Origin of the sequence: Oceanihabitans sp. 2_MG-2023, assembly GCF_030547245.1 — a bacterium.
GTDB lineage: Bacteria > Bacteroidota > Bacteroidia > Flavobacteriales > Flavobacteriaceae > Oceanihabitans.
Window position 1 is genome coordinate 112,454 of sequence record NZ_JAUOQT010000004.1, and the last position, 18,998, is coordinate 131,451.

13 protein-coding genes are annotated in these 18,998 nt (G+C 32.3%); 10 read left to right on the forward strand and 3 right to left on the reverse strand.

Annotated features, from left to right (window positions below; genetic code table 11):
• Positions 1–32: 32 nt before the first annotated feature.
• From Q4512_RS09980 to msrB, 3 genes are read right to left on the reverse strand one after another with little or no spacing between them, the layout of a single operon-like run.
• On the reverse strand, positions 33–1,595 hold the full coding sequence (locus Q4512_RS09980) for a YdiU family protein (RefSeq protein WP_303424135.1): 1,563 nt from the start codon (positions 1,593–1,595) through the stop codon (positions 33–35).
• Positions 1,596–1,622: 27 nt separating this feature from the next.
• Positions 1,623–2,162: a peptide-methionine (S)-S-oxide reductase MsrA gene (gene msrA, locus Q4512_RS09985; protein ID WP_303424136.1), complete on the reverse strand. Its 540-nt coding sequence runs from the start codon at positions 2,160–2,162 to the stop codon at positions 1,623–1,625.
• Complete coding sequence (msrB, locus tag Q4512_RS09990) at positions 2,152–2,613, reverse strand: peptide-methionine (R)-S-oxide reductase MsrB (RefSeq protein WP_303424137.1); 462 nt, start codon at positions 2,611–2,613, stop codon at positions 2,152–2,154. Before msrB ends, msrA begins: the two co-directional genes overlap by 11 nt.
• A gap of 494 nt (positions 2,614–3,107) precedes the next feature.
• Here msrB and hsdR point away from each other — a divergent pair, with 494 nt between their 5' ends.
• From hsdR to Q4512_RS10040, 10 genes are read left to right on the forward strand one after another with little or no spacing between them, the layout of a single operon-like run.
• The gene (gene hsdR, locus Q4512_RS09995) at positions 3,108–6,356 is read left to right on the forward strand and encodes a type I restriction-modification system endonuclease (RefSeq protein ID WP_303424138.1); all 3,249 of its coding nucleotides are present in this window, start codon (positions 3,108–3,110) and stop codon (positions 6,354–6,356) included.
• Between the two features lie 24 nt (positions 6,357–6,380).
• Complete coding sequence (locus Q4512_RS10000; RefSeq protein ID WP_303424139.1) at positions 6,381–7,844, forward strand: DUF262 domain-containing protein; 1,464 nt, start codon at positions 6,381–6,383, stop codon at positions 7,842–7,844.
• Positions 7,834–9,768 carry a DUF262 domain-containing HNH endonuclease family protein gene (locus Q4512_RS10005; RefSeq protein ID WP_303424140.1) on the forward strand — a complete coding sequence of 645 codons (1,935 nt, stop codon included), beginning with the start codon at positions 7,834–7,836 and terminating at the stop codon, positions 9,766–9,768. Before Q4512_RS10000 ends, Q4512_RS10005 begins: the two co-directional genes overlap by 11 nt.
• Positions 9,769–11,172, forward strand: coding sequence for an N-6 DNA methylase (locus Q4512_RS10010; RefSeq protein ID WP_303424141.1), 1,404 nt, complete (start codon positions 9,769–9,771; stop codon positions 11,170–11,172). It begins immediately after the preceding gene.
• Positions 11,173–12,600 (forward strand): restriction endonuclease subunit S, encoded by a 1,428-nt coding sequence (locus tag Q4512_RS10015; RefSeq protein ID WP_303424142.1) that lies wholly within the window; start codon positions 11,173–11,175, stop codon positions 12,598–12,600.
• A 3-nt stretch (positions 12,601–12,603) separates the two neighbouring features.
• Complete coding sequence (locus Q4512_RS10020) at positions 12,604–14,997, forward strand: AAA family ATPase (protein WP_303424143.1); 2,394 nt, start codon at positions 12,604–12,606, stop codon at positions 14,995–14,997.
• Positions 14,997–16,004 (forward strand): hypothetical protein, encoded by a 1,008-nt coding sequence (locus Q4512_RS10025; RefSeq protein ID WP_303424144.1) that lies wholly within the window; start codon positions 14,997–14,999, stop codon positions 16,002–16,004. The genes Q4512_RS10020 and Q4512_RS10025 overlap by 1 nt, the downstream gene beginning before the upstream one ends.
• Positions 16,005–16,019: 15 nt before the next feature.
• A complete protein-coding gene (locus Q4512_RS10030) occupies positions 16,020–16,523 on the forward strand; it encodes a hypothetical protein (protein ID WP_303424145.1) in 504 nt (167 codons plus the stop codon).
• A 6-nt stretch (positions 16,524–16,529) separates the two neighbouring features.
• Positions 16,530–16,829, forward strand: a complete 300-nt coding sequence (locus Q4512_RS10035; protein WP_303424146.1) for a hypothetical protein — start codon at positions 16,530–16,532, stop codon at positions 16,827–16,829.
• Between the two features lie 3 nt (positions 16,830–16,832).
• The gene (locus Q4512_RS10040; protein ID WP_303424147.1) at positions 16,833–18,794 is read left to right on the forward strand and encodes a P-loop NTPase fold protein; all 1,962 of its coding nucleotides are present in this window, start codon (positions 16,833–16,835) and stop codon (positions 18,792–18,794) included.
• Positions 18,795–18,998 lie beyond the last annotated feature (204 nt).

Genomic DNA, 18,998 nt, shown 5'->3' on the forward strand with positions numbered 1-18,998 from the left:
TGGCAATTTGTATGTTTTGTATGTTAAATGTATTACGAACTACAAGATAACATCGAACAGCCAACTTTATGCCTTGCCCAATCGGGACGTTTTGCAAACCATTTTTCGTTTTCTGGTTGTGCGTCATAAGGTTTTTTTAGTAGCTGAAATAAATCGTCTATTAATTGGTAATCTCCTTTGTTTGCAGCGTCAATTGCTAATTGTGCCATGTAATTACGAAGCACATATTTAGGATTCACCTGATGCATTTTTTGTTTTCTTTCTTCTGAAGAAATGCGTTCTTTTTCAAGGCGTTTCGCATAGTCGGTAAACCAAAGATTCCATTTTTGTCGAATGCTATCGGAAACTTCGTTGGGTACATAAAAAGCATCCTGTATAATTTGCAATCCTTCCGAAGGTTTCTTTGCCGAAAAATCACTTAAATTTCTAAAAAAGATAGTCATATCTGTTTCGGTAAGCTGTAATATTTCTTCTAAAGTAAAAATTAATTCTACGTCTGTATCTTCTTCTAAAAACAAACCTAATTTACTACGCATCATAGCTATGTATTGGTCTGCAGCCTTTTGATTATAGGTATTTAAAATGTTTTCTAGTCCTTCCGCTTCTTCAAGCAACGGATATAAGGCATTTGCAAGCTGAAACAAATTCCACAAACCAATCTCTAACTGTGCACCAAAACGATACCTTTTATGTTGATTGTCGGTGGTGTTTGGTGTCCAATGGGCATCATAACCTTCTAGCCAACCATACGGACCATAATCTATGGTAAGTCCAAGAATAGACATATTATCGGTATTCATTACACCATGCACAAAACCAACACGTTGCCAATGTATTAGCATTTCAAGAGTATTATTAAACACGCTTTCAAAAAATTGCAAATAGGTTTCCTTACTAGGTGCGCTTAAATGCGAAAAATGATTTTTTATGGTATAATCTACTAAGGTTTTTAAGGTCTCTTTATCTTGTCTAGCGGCTAGTATTTGAAAATTCCCAAAACGTAAAAAACTAGGCGCAACACGACAAACAATAGCACCTTTTTCGTAGGCAGCATTACCATCATACAGCATATCTCTTAAAACGGCATCTCCAGATACTGCTAACGATAAAGCTCTGGTGGTTGGCACGCCTAAATGAAACATGGCTTCGCTACATAAATACTCACGAACCGAAGAACGCAAAACCGCCAAACCATCTGCTGTACGGGAATATGGTGTTTCTCCTGCGCCTTTAAGTTGCAGTGCCCAATGTTTATTATTGTGTTCTATTTCAGTTAAATTAATAGCACGACCATCGCCTAATTGTCCTGCCCAATGCCCAAATTGATGTCCGCCATAACACATCGCAAAGGGTTTTGTGTTTGGTAAAACACTATTACCAGTAAATACATTTAAAAAAGCTTCGCTTTTAGCATCTGCTGCTGTTAGCCCTAAAGCTTTAAGCATTTCGGGAGAAACATGAAGCATTTCTGGATTTGCAGTTTGCTTTGGTGTTACGTAAGAAAAGCAAGCCTTTTCCACCTGTCTTCTTGTGTTTTCCAGTATCGCATCTGCTGGCAATTGGCTAGTAAATGTATCTTTTATTTTTAGGTTCATTATTTTACGTGCTACTTAATGGGGTTCCTATTTTAATTTATCGGAATAGAGCCTTCTTAGTTTTGCTAATTTTGGAGCAATAACAAAACTGCAATACCCTTGTTCTTTATTATTTTTGTAATAATCCTGATGTTCTTTGTCGGCAGCATAAAAAGTAGGAGCAGGGCTTATTTCGGTTACAATAGGGTTTTCGTAATACCTAGCAATAGCTTTAGTAACCTCATGTGCAATAGCTGCTTGTACTTCGTTGTGATAAAAAATAACCGATCGGTATTGCGTACCACGATCGGCACCTTGTTGGTTTAAAGTTGTAGGATCGTGAGTGGTCATAAAAATAACCAAAATCTCTTCGTAAGAAATCACATGCGCATCAAAAGTAATTTGTATTACTTCGGCATGACCTGTAAGTCCGGAGCATATTTCGCGATACGTTGGGTGTCCAGGAACCGTTCCACCAGCATATCCAGAGATTACTTTTTCGATACCTTTTACTTCTTGAAATACCGCTTCGGTACACCAAAAACAACCACCACCAACAGTGGCTAATTGTAGATTTTTAGCTTTCATTAGTAATTCCTTTCTCTAATTGCATAGATGCCGAGTTAATACAATAGCGCAAACCGCTAGGTGCTGGTCCATCGGGAAAAATATGCCCTAAATGCGCATCGCATGTATTGCATAGTACCTCTACGCGAACCATACCAAAAGCAGTATCTTTTTCGTATTTAATGGCATTTTCTTGTATGGGCTGTGTAAAACTAGGCCAGCCAGTTCCAGAGGTAAACTTAATTGTAGAGTCGAATAAAGGCGTGTTGCAACAAATGCAATTGTATTGTCCTTCGTCATAAATACTACAAAGTGCACCACTATGCGGCGCTTCCGTTCCTTTTAGTCTGGTAATTTTAAATTGTTCTGGCGTAAGTAGCGTCTTCCATTCGTTTTCGGTTTTTTCTACGCGTTGGTCTGGAGTAGGGTTTCCGTTTACGGTATAATTAATTACATGTTTCCAAGTAAGCATAATGTAGTTCCTTTCTTTGTTAGATTATTAATATGCTTTTAAAGATACATTTTTTGACGTATTTTTATTAAAAACCTTACAGGAAAAATAGAAATACAATTGGCAATAAAAAAAATTATAGTGAAAAAAAACGTGGCTTACGGTTTTCCGTAAGGAATGCTTTAAAAAAGCATCTAGCTTAGAAAAAATATAACTGTTTTTAGCTTTGTAAAATGATTATGTACTAAGATGAAAAAAGCAAGCAGTTTGGTTTACTTTTTTTCATAAAGATAAGTGGTTAAGTAATTGACAGTCAATTATTATTAATATTTGTGTTGGTTAACCAAATTATTTTTCGAGGATATACAGCTTCCTTTTTTAAAAAGTTTATATATTTAGATTCTCCCTTTTGAATTAAAATAGCTGATTAAGTTTAAGAATAAATGTAATAGAAGAAAAAAGCATGTTGATATTGGTGATAGAATTAGCTTTAATTTCTTTATAAATTGCCTCGAATGAATATAAAAACAAACTTTAGTTTTTTAACAGATAGTTATGTCGAATTGTTTCAATTGGCTTTATTAGCTGAACGTAATTCTTATGTAGATCCTAGTACTACTTTATCAAAACTTAGGATACTAACAGAAAAGTTAACAAGTATTTTAATTGATTATGAACAATTAGAAGAGCCTTACGATAAAAAACAAATAAGCAGGTTAACTGTTTTAGCAAATAACTCAGATACACCTTCTGAGATAATTTCTATTTTGCATACGATTAGAAAATCAGGAAATAAGGCTTCACATACAGGAGAAGGTACCCAAGCAGAAGCTAGATATATGCTGAGGCAAGCCTTTTATTTAACTAAATGGTTTGTAGAGGTTTACGAGAATCAAGACGTTTTTCAGGATTATGAAATGCCTAAAGAATCTTGGTTCGTAAACGATTCAAGAGCTCAGAAACTGGAAAAAGAACTAGAGCTACTTAAGAAAGAAGTTGGTGACTATAAGCAGAAAATAAAAGAGCAAACTCAAATTACTGAAGAAGCAAAACAAGAGCGTAAAATACGTGCTTTTGCTAAAGCTAAAAAAACAGAGGAAACTGAAGCGGAAACTAGAGATCGTATTGATAAACAATTACGTGATGCAGGTTGGGAATGTGACACACAGACTCTAAATTATAAATCTAAACAAACACTTCCACAAAAGGGAAAGCAAATGGCAATTGCCGAATGGAAGTGCGGAACAAAATGGGCAGATTATGCCTTGTTTAATGGTATAGAATTAATTGGAATTGTCGAAGCTAAAAAACACATTAAAAATGTAATGAGCGATTTAGGGCAAGCCAAAACCTATAGTGAATTGGTAACTAATGACCACAATATTACGTTTCCTGATCATACCAATAATACAGCTTATAAAGTACCATTTATGTTTTCCACAAATGGAAGACCTTATTTAGAGCAGTTTAAAACAGCTTCTGGTATTTGGTTTTGGGATGGTAGAGATCAGAAAAATTTAGCTAGACCTTTACCAAATTGGTTTTCACCACGAGATTTGGTAGAAAAATTAAATTATGACGAAAATGAAGGTGTCGAAAAACTAGAAAAAACAGATTATGATTTATTATCTGACCCAAGCGGATTAAGTTTAAGAGAATATCAAATTGAAGCTATTAAGGCTGTTGAGCAAAAAATTCTTAACAATATAGAAGATAGACGCGCTTTGTTAGCTATGGCAACAGGAACTGGTAAAACACGTACTATGATTGGTATGTGTTATCGTTTAATAAAGTCAGGAAGATTTAGACGTATTCTTTTTTTAGTAGATAGACGCATGTTAGGTAAACAAGCTTCAGATGCGTTTAAAGAAGTACATATAGAGGGATTGCAAACCTTTGCACAAATTTATGACCTTCAAGATTTAGAAGACAAAGCTTCAGAGTTAGATACAAAAATACACTTTGCAACGGTTCAAGGTATGGTACAACGTATTGCGTATTCTGATGAATCGCCAAGCGTTGGAGATTACGATTGTATTGTGGTGGATGAAGCGCACAGAGGGTATACTTTAGATAAAGAAATGGATGAAGAAGAATTTATCCTTCGAGACCAGCTTGACTTTCAGAGTAAATACAGAATGGTCTTAGATTATTTTGATGCGTATCGCATTGGTTTAACAGCAACACCTGCTATTCATACAAAAGAAATTTTTGGAGATCCTGTTTATATGTATTCGTATCGCCAAGCTGTTATAGAAGGGTATCTAATTGATTTTGAGCCGCCTTATGTATTTCAAACTACATTGTCTAAAGATGGTATTAAATGGGAGAAAGGGGATGAAGTTAAAATATACGATCCAGAAGAAAACCAGATTAAAGATTTGGGAATTACTGAAGATGAAATTAAAGTTGAAATAACAGGTTTTAATCGCAAAGTCATTACCGAAAATTTTAACCGTGTCGTGTTAAACGAGCTAATTTCTACTTATGGTATACTACCAGAAAACAAAGATAAAACTTTGATTTTTGCAGCAACAAATGCACATGCAGATACCATTGTAAGATTGATATATGAAGAATTAGCAGAATTAGGAGAAGAGGCAGATCAAGATGCTATTGTTAAAATTACAGGTGAAGTTTATAATCGTGAAGATTTATTACGAAAATTTAAAAACGATCAATATCCAAGTATTGTAGTTACTGTAGATTTATTAACCACAGGAATAGATGTGCCAAGTATTTCTAATTTGGTGTTTCTACGTCGTGTTAACTCTCGTATATTATACGATCAAATGGTTGGTCGTGCCACAAGACGTTGTGATGTTATTGGTAAAGAAGTTTTTAAAATTTACGATTGTGTTGGTGTTACTGAAATTATGGCTAAAGAACAGGTGATGAAACCTGTTGCGCCTTTAGTTACCAAGTCTTTTGCAAATTTGGTTGAAGAACTTTCTATAATTGAAGACACGTATTCTAAAGAGGCTAAGCTAGATCGAGTTATAGCTAAAATACAGCGTAAGGTGTCTGGTTTTAGTGAAAAACAAAAACAACAATTTCAAACCCTTTCTGGTGAACCAACCGTTAGAGATTTTGCTAAAAAACTAAAAGCTATTGATATAGAAAATGTAAACCAATCTCTTGAAGATTATGGACATTTATGGGAGTTTTTAGATAGAGAAAAAGGTAAAGCCTTAAATTATGGTACTTTATATAGTGACCATGAAGATAGGGTGGAAGAGGTGTCTCGTGCTTACGAGAAAAACCTTAAACCTAAAGATTATTTAGAGTCATTTACGGAGTATATCAATAACAACCGCAACCAAATTGCTGCATTAAACATTGTGTGTACTAAACCAAGTACATTATCACGTCATGATCTTAAAGAATTAAGGTTAATTCTAGATACCCAAGGTTTTAATAAAAACAACCTGAATACAGCATATAAAGAAGTAACTAATACAGAAATTGTTGCAGATATTATTGCTCATATACGCACCTCTGCTTTAGGAGAAGAATTAGTAAGTCACCATGAGCGTATTGCAAATGCAGTTTCTAAATTAAAATCAAGTCACAGCTGGAATCAAATTCAACTAAAATGGCTGGATAAAATAGAAGCACAATTGCAAAAAGAATCTATTATTACTTTAGAAGATTTAAACAAACCACCATTTAGCGTAGATGGAGGTTTAAAGCGTTTAGATAAAGTATTTAAAAATGAAACTGCAGAAATTATTAAGGAGTTAAACGAGTATTTGTACGCTTAATAATAAACAATTTAAAATTATTTAATGGCAGAGGCTATAATTGAAAATATAGAACAAATTGAGGTTTTAAAACATACATTAAAACCTAAAGTCAAGACTGTAAAAGAAATTTTATATAATCAAGATTTAAAAATACCAGAATATCAAAGACCTTATAAATGGCAACCAAAAAATGTAAAACAATTATTAGAAGATATTGTTTTACATCAAAAAAAATCAGCTTACAGAATTGGTACAGCTGTTATGCATAAAGACAAGAAGGAATTAAATATTGTAGATGGACAACAACGTATAGTTACTCTTACTCTAATTGCACATGCTCTGCTTCATAATGATTCAACAAAATATTTTGCTGAAAAATATGGAGGAGATAGTAAGCTCAAGCTACTTTCAGAATCTATGGATAATGATATATCAAAAGCAAATGTTATTATTAACTATAAAGAAATTGAAAGAGAGATAAAAAGTTTTACGGAAGATGAAGTTCGTTTCTTTTTTACAAAATGTGAATTGGTATGCATAACCTTGTCTAGTATTTCTGAAGCCTTTCAGTTTTTCGATTCTCAAAATGCAAGAGGAAAAGATTTAGATCCTCACGATTTATTAAAAGCTTTTCACTTACGTGAAATGTCTAGTTTTTCAGAAAAAGAAAGACAGCAATGTATCGAAGAATGGGAAAGTAAAAATGACGATGAACTGCACGAAGTTTTTTCACAATATTTATTTAGGATTCGTAGATGGTCTAAACGTAAAAATGGACGCTATTTAAACAAAACCAATGCTAATACCTTTAAAGGGGTTACTTTAGATAAAACACAAGATTTTCCATACATCTATCCTCTAAAGATTAATAATGTTTTTACAGATGAGTTTAATCAACATCTCCATAGAAAGATAGATAATAACACAAAACTTTATCCTTTTCAAATAGACCAAGTAGTTCTTAATGGACAACGTTTTTTTGAAATGATTAATTTTTATCAAGAAAAAATAAAACAAATTAAAGGAACGCATAGTGCAAAATACTTTAATAAAGAAGAGAAAAAATGGGTGTATGATGAAGATTTTTTTCTTGGTAAGCTTCAATTTCTTTCTATTAGTTCTAAAACCAGTATTTCTTTTAAAGTTTTTAAAACCTTAGCTACGTATGAAGGACGTAATAGATCTGGAGATCAATATGTAAGAACCCTTTTTGATTGTGCACTACTTTATTATACCGATAAATTTGGGAATCAAGATCTAGACAGAGTAATTACCAAACTGTTTATTTGGGCATATAGATTGCGCTTAGATTCGCAGGCAGTGCAACTGGCTTCTGTAGATAACCATGCTAGAGAATGGAGCAGTATGTTTTCTGTTATTAGAGAAGCAACACAACCAAAGGAAGTTTACCAAATGTATTTAGAAAGTTTAAATGCCATAAGGTCTTCAAAAACCGAAAAATTAAAAGAGTTATTTAAATCTTTAAACTATTACCATGGCGAATAATTTAGTAGAATTAAATATCGAAGAGGTATTCTCAAACAATACCTATGCAATTCCAATATATCAACGCAATTATGCTTGGAAAGAAGCACAAATAAAACAGCTTATTCAAGATGTTTATGACTATGCTAAATATGATAAAACAACTACACAAAAGTATTATATAGGTAGTTTAGTGGTTTTTGAGCGTAAAACGGAAGACGGAATTGTTTATGAAACAATTGATGGTCAGCAACGTTTAACAACGCTAAACATCTTGTTTTCGATTTTAAAAAATGAATTTGATATTCATATTAATAACTATAAAACAAATCTTCATTTTGATAGTAGACCTATGTCTTCTTATACTTTAGAGCACCTTTATAATAAGACTAAAAAGGAAGATGTAAACAAGTCAGAAAAAAAATTAAATGTTAGAATTACTGATGCCTATACCATTGCTAAAAAGGAATTAAATAAGATAAAAAAGGCCAATCATTTAGAACAGTTTGTTAATTATTTAAAGGCAAATGTTATTATTTTAAGGGTTCCTGTACCTAAGGATACAGATTTAAATCATTATTTCGAGATAATGAATAATCGTGGAGAACAGTTAGAAAAACATGAAGTCTTAAAAGCTAAAATGCTAAAGGTCTTTAGTAAAGAAAAAAAGGAAAGCCACGTTTTTAATACCATTTGGGAAGCCTCTGCTAATATGGAGAAATATGTTCAACATGGTTTTAATACAGAGGTACGTTCTGCTCTTTTTGGTAAAGATTGGAATCATTTTGAAGCAGAAGTTTTTGAAGATGTTATCACTAGTTTTAGCACTAAAATTAAGGTAGATAATACTGCATTAACTATAGAGGCTTTATTAAAAGATAAACAGCAAATAGAAATAAATAAGGAAGAGGAAGATGATGCTCCAGAACGCTTTAATTCTGTAATAAACTTTTCTAATTTCTTATTACATATTTTAAGAATATTGGTTAATAGTAATCCTAATTATGAATTGCTTTCTGAGGATAAAAAAAATATTCCTTTAGACGATAAAAGGCTAATGGAAACTTTTGATTTTTTCTTAAACGTAGAAGACAAAAACAAGAAAAAAGCATTTGTGAAAGACTTTGCTTTTCTGTTATTAAAAGGAAAACACTACTACGACAAGTACATCATTAAACGTAATTTAAAAGATGATAAATGGAGTTTAAAATACCTTAAAGTAGAATATTATAATAAAAAAGCATCGCATCAATATATAAACAGTTTAGGTACTAATAATAAGTCAATTTTAATGTTATTATCAATGTTTCATGTGTCTGCACCAACTTTAATCTATAAACATTGGTTAAATGCTGCCTTAAATTATGTGCTAGATGATGGTAAAGACAGAATAGATGGAGAAGATTATATCTGCTATTTAGAAGATTTAAGCGATGCGTATTTATACGATCGTTTTCTTGCTAAACAAGAAAATGATTACTTTAATATAATTTATATAAATGATGCTTATTCTACTGCAAATATGGATGACTTAGATAAAACTAAACTAAATCAAGGTACAAGCGTAGAGAATTTTATATTTAACAGATTAGATTATTTACTTTGGAAACAAGATCAAGAAAAAGAAAATAAACAATTTTCCGATTTTAGTTTTTCTTTCCGTACCTCTGTAGAACATTACTATCCTCAAAATCCAATGGAAGGACAAGAAAGGTTAGACACTAGTGCTTTAGATAGTTTTGGAAATTTATGCTTAATAAGTAGAAATAAAAACTCTAAATTAAGTAACTACATGCCAACTGCTAAAAAAGAACATTATGCAAAACGAGGTAGTATAGAAAGCATAAAACAACAAATTATGATGCAAGAAAAGCATTGGCAGGAAATTGAAATTGAGCAACACGCAGAAAAAATGACAAAAATACTTTTAACAACAAGAAAATAAATGGCATTAACAACCCAAGAAATAGTAAACAAACTCTGGAACCTTTGTAACGTATTACGAGATGATGGTATCACCTACCACCAATACCTAAACGAGCTCACCTTTATTCTGTTCCTTAAAATGGCAGAAGAAACGGACTATAACGATAAGCTACCAGAAGGCTACCGTTGGGAAGACCTAAAACAAAAAGAAGGCGTAGAACTCGCCACCTTTTACCGTCAGTTACTATTAAAATTAGGAACGGAAAGCACAGGCAATATTCAGAAAATATACAACAACGCACAAACTAGTATACAAGAACCAGCCAACTTACGTAAAATTATAAAGCACATCGACGAGCTCGATTGGTTTGAAGCCAAAGACGAAGGTCTAGGCGAAATGTACGAAGGCTTGTTAGAAAAAAATGCGAGTGAAAAAAAATCTGGAGCAGGACAATATTTTACACCGCGACCATTAATTAACGTGATGGTACGTTTAATGGAACCTAAAGTAGGCGAGCGCCTTAACGATCCTGCCTGTGGAACCTATGGGTTTATGATTGCCGCACACCATTATATTTTAAAACATAACGATATTTACACACTCGGCGATGCCGAAAACAACCACTTACAAACCGAGCAATACAGTGGTTGCGAGTTGGTAGGCGATACCCATCGTTTAGCCATGATGAATGCTTTTTTACATGGTATGGGCGGAAACATTGCTCTAGGCGATTCTTTAAGTAGTTATGGTGAAAGCATTAAAAACATGGACTTAGTCCTGGCAAACCCACCATTTGGAACTAAAAAAGGTGGCGACCGACCAACCAGAACCGACTTAGTCTATCCAACCTCAAACAAGCAACTCAACTTTTTACAAGGTATTTACCGCAGTTTACACACACGTGGTGGCGCACGTGCAGCAGTAGTTTTACCAGATAATGTATTGTTTGAAGATGGCGACGGACAAAACGTACGTAAAGACCTCATGGAAAAATGCAACCTACACACCATTTTGCGTTTGCCAACCGGTATTTTTTACGCCGCAGGTGTAAAAACCAACGTGTTATTCTTTGAGCGTGGTACCGCAGATAAAGCCAATACCAAAAACGTGTGGTTTTACGATATGCGTACCAATATGCCCAACTTTGGAAAGCGCACGCCATTTACCGAAAGCTATTTTGCCGATTTTGAAAAAGCCTACACCGCCAATGATCGCAACAAAATTAAAGACGAACGTTTTAGCTGCATAACTAGAGAAACTATTGCCAAAAAGAACGACTCTTTAGATTTAGGATTAATAGCAGACGATAGCATTACCAAAGCCGAAGACATTGGCGAACCTATAGATATTGCTAAAGAAGCTTTAACCGAATTAACCAGCATTACCAAGGAGTTGAATGCCATAATTAAAGCGTTAAACTAGATGGAGAATAAATTGCCAAAGAATTGGGTTGAAACTGAATTTAAAGAGCTTACAGCTTTTGTTATTGGTGGAGATTGGGGAAAAGATTTAGAATTTGAATTTGATGTTGATTCTGAAATTGTTTCTTGCATTAGAGGAAGCGAAATAAAAAATTGGGAACGAGATAAGGGAAGTACAGCTTCGATAAGAAAAATTAAATCAGCAAGTTTAGAAAAAAGAGCTTTAGTTGAAGGGGATATTTTATTAGAAATCTCAGGAGGAGGACCAGATCAGCCAGTTGGACGAACAATTTATATAGATGAAGAAGCTTTAGATGTAAATATTGATTGTAAAAAAGTCTGTACTAACTTTTTAAGAATGGTTCGACTTTATGATAATTTAGATAAGAAATTTATCAAGCATTATTTGGATTCTTTTTATTTGTCTGGAGAAATTCTGAAATATCAAGGAGGAAGTAACAATCTAAGAAATTTAAAATACAAGGAATTTGAAACTATTAAAATCCCACTTCCACCACTAGCAGAACAACAACGCATTGTTACCAAGTTAGACGAGTTATTTGGGCATCTAGACAGTCTTAAAACCCGTTTAAACCACATCCCACAAATCCTTAAAAACTTTAGACAAGCGGTGTTAACCCAAGCGGTAACAGGTAAGATTACTGAGGAATGGCGTGGTTCGAAATCTGTAAAAGTAGTTTCGCCAATTACGATTGGTGACGAGTTTCAGGAAAAACCAAAAAAATGGGTCTGGAGTAATTTGATAGATCTTGCAAAATTGGAATCGGGGCATACACCAAGGAAAAGTAAGGAAGAATATTGGATTAATGGTAATGTTCCTTGGATTTCATTACAAGATATTCGAGCTGCACACGGAACAGTAATAAGTGATACAAAGTTTAAACCAAACATGGTGGGGATTAATAATTCTAGTGCCAGATTACTTCCTAAAGGAACGGTATGCTTTTCACGCGATATCTCTGTAGGTTTTACTACAATTATGGGTAAGGAGATGGCAACAACTCAACATTTTGCGAATTGGATTTGTAAAGAAAAGTTATACAATAAATATTTATTATACGCTTTTATTTCTGCAAAAGATTATTTAATAGCTTCAGGTAAAGGAACTACAGTCAAAACTATTTATATGCCAGCTTTAAAACAGTTTAGGCTTTTACTTCCACCAATAGAAGAACAAACCGAAATCGTAAAACGCGTAGAACATTTATTTGCTAAAGCAGATGCTATAGAAGCACAATACCAAACTCTAAAAACAAAAATAGATAGTTTGCCACAAGCTATTTTAGCCAAAGCCTTTAAAGGCGAGTTGGTTGAGCAGTTGGAGAGTGATGGTAGTGCTGAGGTTTTGTTGGAGGAGATACAGAAGTTGAAGGCAGAGTTGAAGCCTGTTAAGAAAACAAAGAAATAATTTATGAGATTAGCGGCAGTATATATATTAGAGCATTATCTTTTTGACGAACCTCAAGTTATAAATTTGGTTGGAAATTATTTCTATAGTATTAACCACGAATATGAAAAAATAACCATTAATAGAATTAAGAATGATAAATATGTTTATAATTTACATTCTAATAATATCAATGAGTTATCTGCAATAGTAGGAGCTAATGGTAGTGGCAAAACAACACTTTTTTCAATAATTAATAAAAACCGCGATACAACAAGAGCAATTTTTATTTATGAGAATAGAAATGGTGAAATAAAAATAGTAAATAGAACAGGAAAGTTAAACGAAAATGGTGATTTTACTGAAACACATCAGGTTGCTGTATACTTTGAAAAGCTTAGGGTTAATTCTGTTCCAAATATTGACATCCCTGTATTATATTTTTCCCCTATTCCTGATGAAGATTTAAGTGATTTTAGTTCATCAATTTCAAAAACTTCACATTTTAAGTCTACCTTAATTGAATATCATCTAGATAATATTGAGCGCTCTACTATGTTAATGACGGATGATATTGTAGATGAGATAAAAAAAGTTTATCCAGAATTACCTTTATATAATTATTTGAGCTTGTCAGCTAAACCTTTATACAAAAGAGATTTAAGGAATACACATGGTGGATTTAAAGTTACTGGTTCTATCGAAAAAACTCAGAAAGAAGCCTTTGAGAAATTATGGGAAAGTTACCCATCTAGTAATAAAGATAAAGAACATTTAACTCACGATAGCTCTAATTTTTTTAAAAATATAGAAGTCAATATTTTATCTTATTTAATAATTGATGCAACTTCAACGGAAACTGCGTTTAATGGATTTCATAATATTAGCTATTTTGATATCATAAAAGAAGATAATTTTTTAGTAAAATTAAAACAACTTTTTTTTCATAAGATTGCGCATATTGATAAGTATATATACTATCATTTAAAGGAGGCAATGGTGAATGATGATTATCATATATTGCTTTTTCATTTTGAGACTACAAATTTTGATGAAATTCTAAAAGATAAGCAGAATATATTAATGAAGTCAATTGAAAGTTTGAAACCTTTTTTAGAAGGAAATGAAATAGAAAATTTCAGAGTTGAACTTAATAGAAGGATTGAGGGGGTGATTAATGAAGAATTAAAAGGGAATGAATTTGAAAATTTAAGAGATAATTTAGTAAAATTTAGTGAATATATTAATGCATTAATTGAAAGTGGAAATGATGATTTACTAAAGCGAATTAAAAATAGCCTTAAAGAAGTGGAAATTGGTATAGGTATGTCCTTCGATACAATCTATAATGCGAGATATGAAATTATTGACCAATTAAAGGGAGGGGTTCAAAAGGCTATTAAACTCTTTACTGCTATACAGAGCTTTTATATTGTAGCCACCGAGTTTGCAAAAAAAGATGGTGCAGAGCTAATTAATGGCAAATTAAATATCAATCTAAGAATAATAGATTTTGCAGATTTTAAAAAGTTAATGCAAAATTACAGAATGGTTTTAGAAGAGTTTAATGGCAATTCTTTAATCAATGCGCAAATTCTTGAATTCAGGCCAGATAAAAGATTTTCATATGGTGAAAAGTCCTTACTGAATTTGTTTAGCAGTTTTTATGAATTTACAATTAGAAAGCATCACTATTTAAGAAGAAAAGAAAACTACATTTTATTATTAGATGAAGCTGATTTAGGATTTCATCCTTTATGGAAAAAGAGATTTGTTAGTGCAATCACTAAAGTTATACCTGTGATTTTTGAGAGATTGAACATAGATATTGATAATTCAAAACATCCAGAATTAAATACAAGAAAAATTCAAATTATAATTTCTACACATGATCCATTAACGCTATCAGATATTCCAAATTATAATATTGTTTATATAGATCGTATCGATAATGATAAATCCAATGTTATACATCTGCTAAATGATAATTCTAAACCAAAACAATCTTTTGGCGCCAACGTTCACGACTTACTTGCACACAGCTTTTTTTTAAAAGATGGCTTTATCGGTGAATTTGCAAAAGAAAAAATCCAGCAGGTATTAGATAATTTGAGCTTCATCATTTTAAGCAAAGAGATAGAAGAATTACGGAGTAATTCAGAGGATTTAAATAAGGATTTGATAAAAGCTAAACAAGAATATCATAGTGATTTAGAAGGAAAGTTTTTATATAAAGAAAAACAGTATTTAAAATCTATAATCGACATAGTAGATGAGCCTATTTTAAAGTATAAGATGGATGAAATGTATTATCAAGCTTTTCCTAATGAAATAGATAAGAATGAGGCCATAAAAAGAGCAAAGAGGATTCTTGGTGATGCAGGTTTAAATATTAAGGATTTAAATGAAGATAGCTAATGATTTATTTAGGTGATCAAATAGATGCTTTAAATGCCTATAGTAAAGAGGCTGTATGCTGGTTAGGTGTAAAGCTTAAAGGCAGATTAACTACGTCAAATAGTCATGGTTATAGTTGTGGAGATTCAGCTTGTTACCCATGTAATCATAGTAATATTAGAAGTAAGATAAATCAAGGCTTTAGAGATCTATTTACAGATGCTACCATTAAGGAATTAATAGAAGCAAAACCTCACAGGCTTATTGAAATTAATAATAGTCTACAAACAAAATTTATTGCAGCCACAGGTAGAACAGTTAAAGATTTTAAAGCTAATGCAAAAAAACTATGTCTTATTTCAGGATTTACAGGCTGGTTTTCTAAAGATGAAACGGTAGGAGAAAAGTGGAATTACCGATTAGCACGTCTGTTGGATAAACACACTTGTACGTATTGTAACAGAGAATATGTTTTTGTTTATAGAAACCCATCTGGCAGTGGTAAAGGCATGGTGCCACAGTTTGATCACTGGTTTGCAAAAACAGATTATCCTCTTTTGGCTATTTCATTTTACAATCTAATTCCATCATGTGCCACTTGCAATACCATTAAATCATCAACGGATTTAAACTTAACAGATCATTTACATCCTTACGTAGATTCAAATATTTCAAGCACCTATGAATTTAGCTATTTGCCTATTACAAACATAGATAATAGAATAATACTTAAAAACAGCTCTTTGTTTAATAGTAAAGGATTAGATACAGTGAACGCGCTCAATTTACCTTTAATATATAAAGGGCATTCAGGCAAAGAGTTACAAGATTTAATTGATTTGAGGTATAAATATTCTGATAATTATCTCAATATACTTTTGGAAGATACTTTTGGAGATTTACAAATATCAAAAGAAGAACGTTATAGGCTAATTTTTGGAATTGAGTTAGATGAAGAAAATCATCACAAACGCATATTTAGCAAGTTTAAAGGAGATATTATTAGTGAACTTTTATCAATAAAATAGAATACGATATGTCTTATGAATAACCAAAGAAAACAACTATGTCTTAACTATTTAAAAGCAAGACAAGATTTTTTAGAAGTAGCGAATAAAGATGAGGTATTACATGGTAATGATAATATTATTGGAAGAATAGGAGAAGCTATTTCGTATTCCTTTTTAGAGCAAATGGGAAGAAGACCTAAAGTTGTAAAAAATCAATCTAATAAAGGTTATGATATTATTTGTGAACATGACAACGCTAGAATATCAGTTAAAATGATTACATCGGAAAACGAAGGTGGTTATACCTCTAAAATTAATCATAAATGGGATGAGTTAATTGGTATAGAGTTAGGAGATAATTTAAAAGTTAAAAATTTTGGACTGATAACCAAAGACGCTTTTGTAGAAGAGCAAAAAAGAAAAAACCAAAGTTTAGAACCAAGGTTTAGTAGAAATATGTTTAAAGAAAATGGTTTGTTTGCTTTAGCAGGAACATTGTTTCCAATAGAGCAAATTGAAAAGTATAATTTAATATAAAGCACTATGGTGGCACGTGTAAAAGTAGATGGTAATTATTTAGAAACGCTAGATGAAAAAGGTCGGAGAATTAAACGAGCGTATTGTAAGGCTGATTTTTTAGGCAACTCTAGTGATATTGTGGTAGTTAAAGATGGTAATTATATAGAGGTTTTAAATGCAGACTTAAAAAGATTATCGCGTAGCTACATAAAAGCAGACCAATTTTTGGCTGTTTCTGGAGACACTTTTTCTATTCAAAATGGAAACTATGCAGAAACGTATGATGCTAAAGGAAAACGAATCAGTAGAAATTATTCAAAATAAAGAATGAGTACATCCAGTATTATAGACGTGCCTAAAAAAGCACAAGATAAAGATCAATTAGGTATAGATGCCTACAAAAACGGTTTAACAGGTTTTATAAATACAGCGCAAACACCACTCACTATTGCCATACAAGGAGAATGGGGTAGTGGGAAAACTTCACTAATGAATGCTATAAGGCATGATTTGTGTGAAAATGAAAATAGCTTTTTTGGTATTTGGATAAACACTTGGGAATATTCGTTGCTTACAGACGAGTATACCACGATGACGAATATTATTCAAGGTATTATTTCTTCGGTTATACAGGTTTTGGAAAAGGATAAGAACCAAAACCTAGAAGATTTAAAGAAAAAAGCTGTTGGCTTTTTTAAAGCCGCAGCACGTAGTGCCGCAAAAATGGGAGCTAATGCAGCAACCGCTGGTATTGCAGGAGATGCTACCGATGCTTTTTTTGAAGCTGCAGATAAACAATCGTCTTTGCGCGAGTTACACACCGAGTTACAGAAGCAAATTAACCAAACTATTGAGCACAATGAGAACGCCAAAGGGTTCTTGTTTTTTATAGATGATTTAGATCGTATCAATCCACCTGTAGCAGTGCAAATACTAGAGCTGCTAAAAAATATCTTCGATTTAGAGAATTGTATTTTTATGTTAGCCATAGATTATGATGTGGTTGTTAAAGGTTTGGAACCAAAATTTGGTAAAAAAACAGCTGAGAATGAACGCGAGTTTCGATCTTTCTTTGAAAAAATTATCCAGTTACCTTTTACCATGCCTATTGGTCAATATCGTGTTAACGATTTAATTATTGATAATTTAAAGCAACTGCAATATTTTAACGAAGGGGAGCTTACACCAGATATTTCAGATGTTATTGTAGATATTAGTAATCTTACCGTGGGTTCTAATCCAAGGGCTATTAAGCGTTTACTAAACAGTTTATCTTTAGTACGAAGTATTATGATTGCTGTAGAGAAAGATAGTAAGCCTTCAGCCTTTGAGCAGCTTATAAATATAGGTGTCTTTAGCATTCAAATTGCATACCCTTTAATCTTTAAAGTATTAGAACGGTTTCCAGATTTTACGGCTTGGAATGATGAGGTTGTGGAAACCTTTAAGTTAAAAACTATAGACGCTAGTTTAAAAGAAAAACTGTCGCAGAATGAATATTTTGATGAAGAGTGGGAACAGGTGTTGTATCAATTGTGTCAGCGCGAAACGTTTTTAAGTAATCGCGCAATGCAAATTTCTAGGCTTTTTAACACCTTAAAAAATCGTATAGAACTCAATGCTACCAATGTTTCTAATGATACGGATCAGACCGAATCACAGGATGTTACTTTACTAGATGTAATGACTAATGCCATTCAAATAGCATCCGTTACTAGTTATGATAACAATATTGAAGAGCCAAAGGCAAAAGAAATACATAAATCTGGATTTTTAAAAGGTTTAAGAGAACGCATTAAAAATAATTTAATGCAACAAGCGGCATCTAAAAATATAGAGATTCTATACCAACAAAAGGCTGTGAAATCTAACTTGACTTTCTTGATACAAAAAGGAAAACACAGGTATCGTTTAGATTTCTCGGTGCATACCAGTGCTAAAGAATATAGTATACTAGCACGTTACGGTAGTTGGTATTTTGTAAAAGCCATACATAACGATTTTTACAAAAACCTAGAAGAGCCCGAAGCAAAGGAATTAAATGCAAAAGAACGCTTTGAAGGCATGCTACTTAAGATGGAAGAACTTAATAAAGAACTCCCTGAAAATTACGAGCTTAATCATAATGTATTAACAAACGATAAACACAATACGGTTGTGGCTACCATGAATGTGAAAACACCAAACGCATGGGCTTTTATTAAAGATCAACAAGAGCTAGACATCTACTTAGATAAAATAATAAAGTTTTTAGAAGCTGTTAGAGATATAAAGATTGGTAATAGTTAAGTAGGTTTCAATTATAAAAAAACAAGCAGAATATTTTCTATGAAATATTTTGCTTTTTTTATTTTAAATAATACACTTAAGTAATAAATTATTTAAAATGTAATATATTACTTAATGATTAAAAAATTATATTGTTATTGTATTGGTAATTAGGTGTTTTTTAAAATGGTATGAGGATTGGTTTATGGTGTGTGAATTTAAAAA

Coding starts and splice junctions, on each gene's coding strand:
- Q4512_RS10035 (WP_303424146.1), top strand. CDS start 16,530: ATGGTGGCACGTGTAAAAGTAGATGGTAATTATTTAGAAACGCTAGAT.
- hsdR (WP_303424138.1), top strand. CDS start 3,108: ATGAATATAAAAACAAACTTTAGTTTTTTAACAGATAGTTATGTCGAA.
- Q4512_RS10020 (WP_303424143.1), top strand. CDS start 12,604: ATGAGATTAGCGGCAGTATATATATTAGAGCATTATCTTTTTGACGAA.
- Q4512_RS10010 (WP_303424141.1), top strand. CDS start 9,769: ATGGCATTAACAACCCAAGAAATAGTAAACAAACTCTGGAACCTTTGT.
- Q4512_RS10005 (WP_303424140.1), top strand. CDS start 7,834: ATGGCGAATAATTTAGTAGAATTAAATATCGAAGAGGTATTCTCAAAC.
- Q4512_RS10000 (WP_303424139.1), top strand. CDS start 6,381: ATGGCAGAGGCTATAATTGAAAATATAGAACAAATTGAGGTTTTAAAA.
- msrA (WP_303424136.1), bottom strand. CDS start 2,162: ATGAAAGCTAAAAATCTACAATTAGCCACTGTTGGTGGTGGTTGTTTT.
- Q4512_RS09980 (WP_303424135.1), bottom strand. CDS start 1,595: ATGAACCTAAAAATAAAAGATACATTTACTAGCCAATTGCCAGCAGAT.
- Q4512_RS10030 (WP_303424145.1), top strand. CDS start 16,020: ATGAATAACCAAAGAAAACAACTATGTCTTAACTATTTAAAAGCAAGA.
- Q4512_RS10015 (WP_303424142.1), top strand. CDS start 11,173: ATGGAGAATAAATTGCCAAAGAATTGGGTTGAAACTGAATTTAAAGAG.
- Q4512_RS10025 (WP_303424144.1), top strand. CDS start 14,997: ATGATTTATTTAGGTGATCAAATAGATGCTTTAAATGCCTATAGTAAA.
- msrB (WP_303424137.1), bottom strand. CDS start 2,613: ATGCTTACTTGGAAACATGTAATTAATTATACCGTAAACGGAAACCCT.
- Q4512_RS10040 (WP_303424147.1), top strand. CDS start 16,833: ATGAGTACATCCAGTATTATAGACGTGCCTAAAAAAGCACAAGATAAA.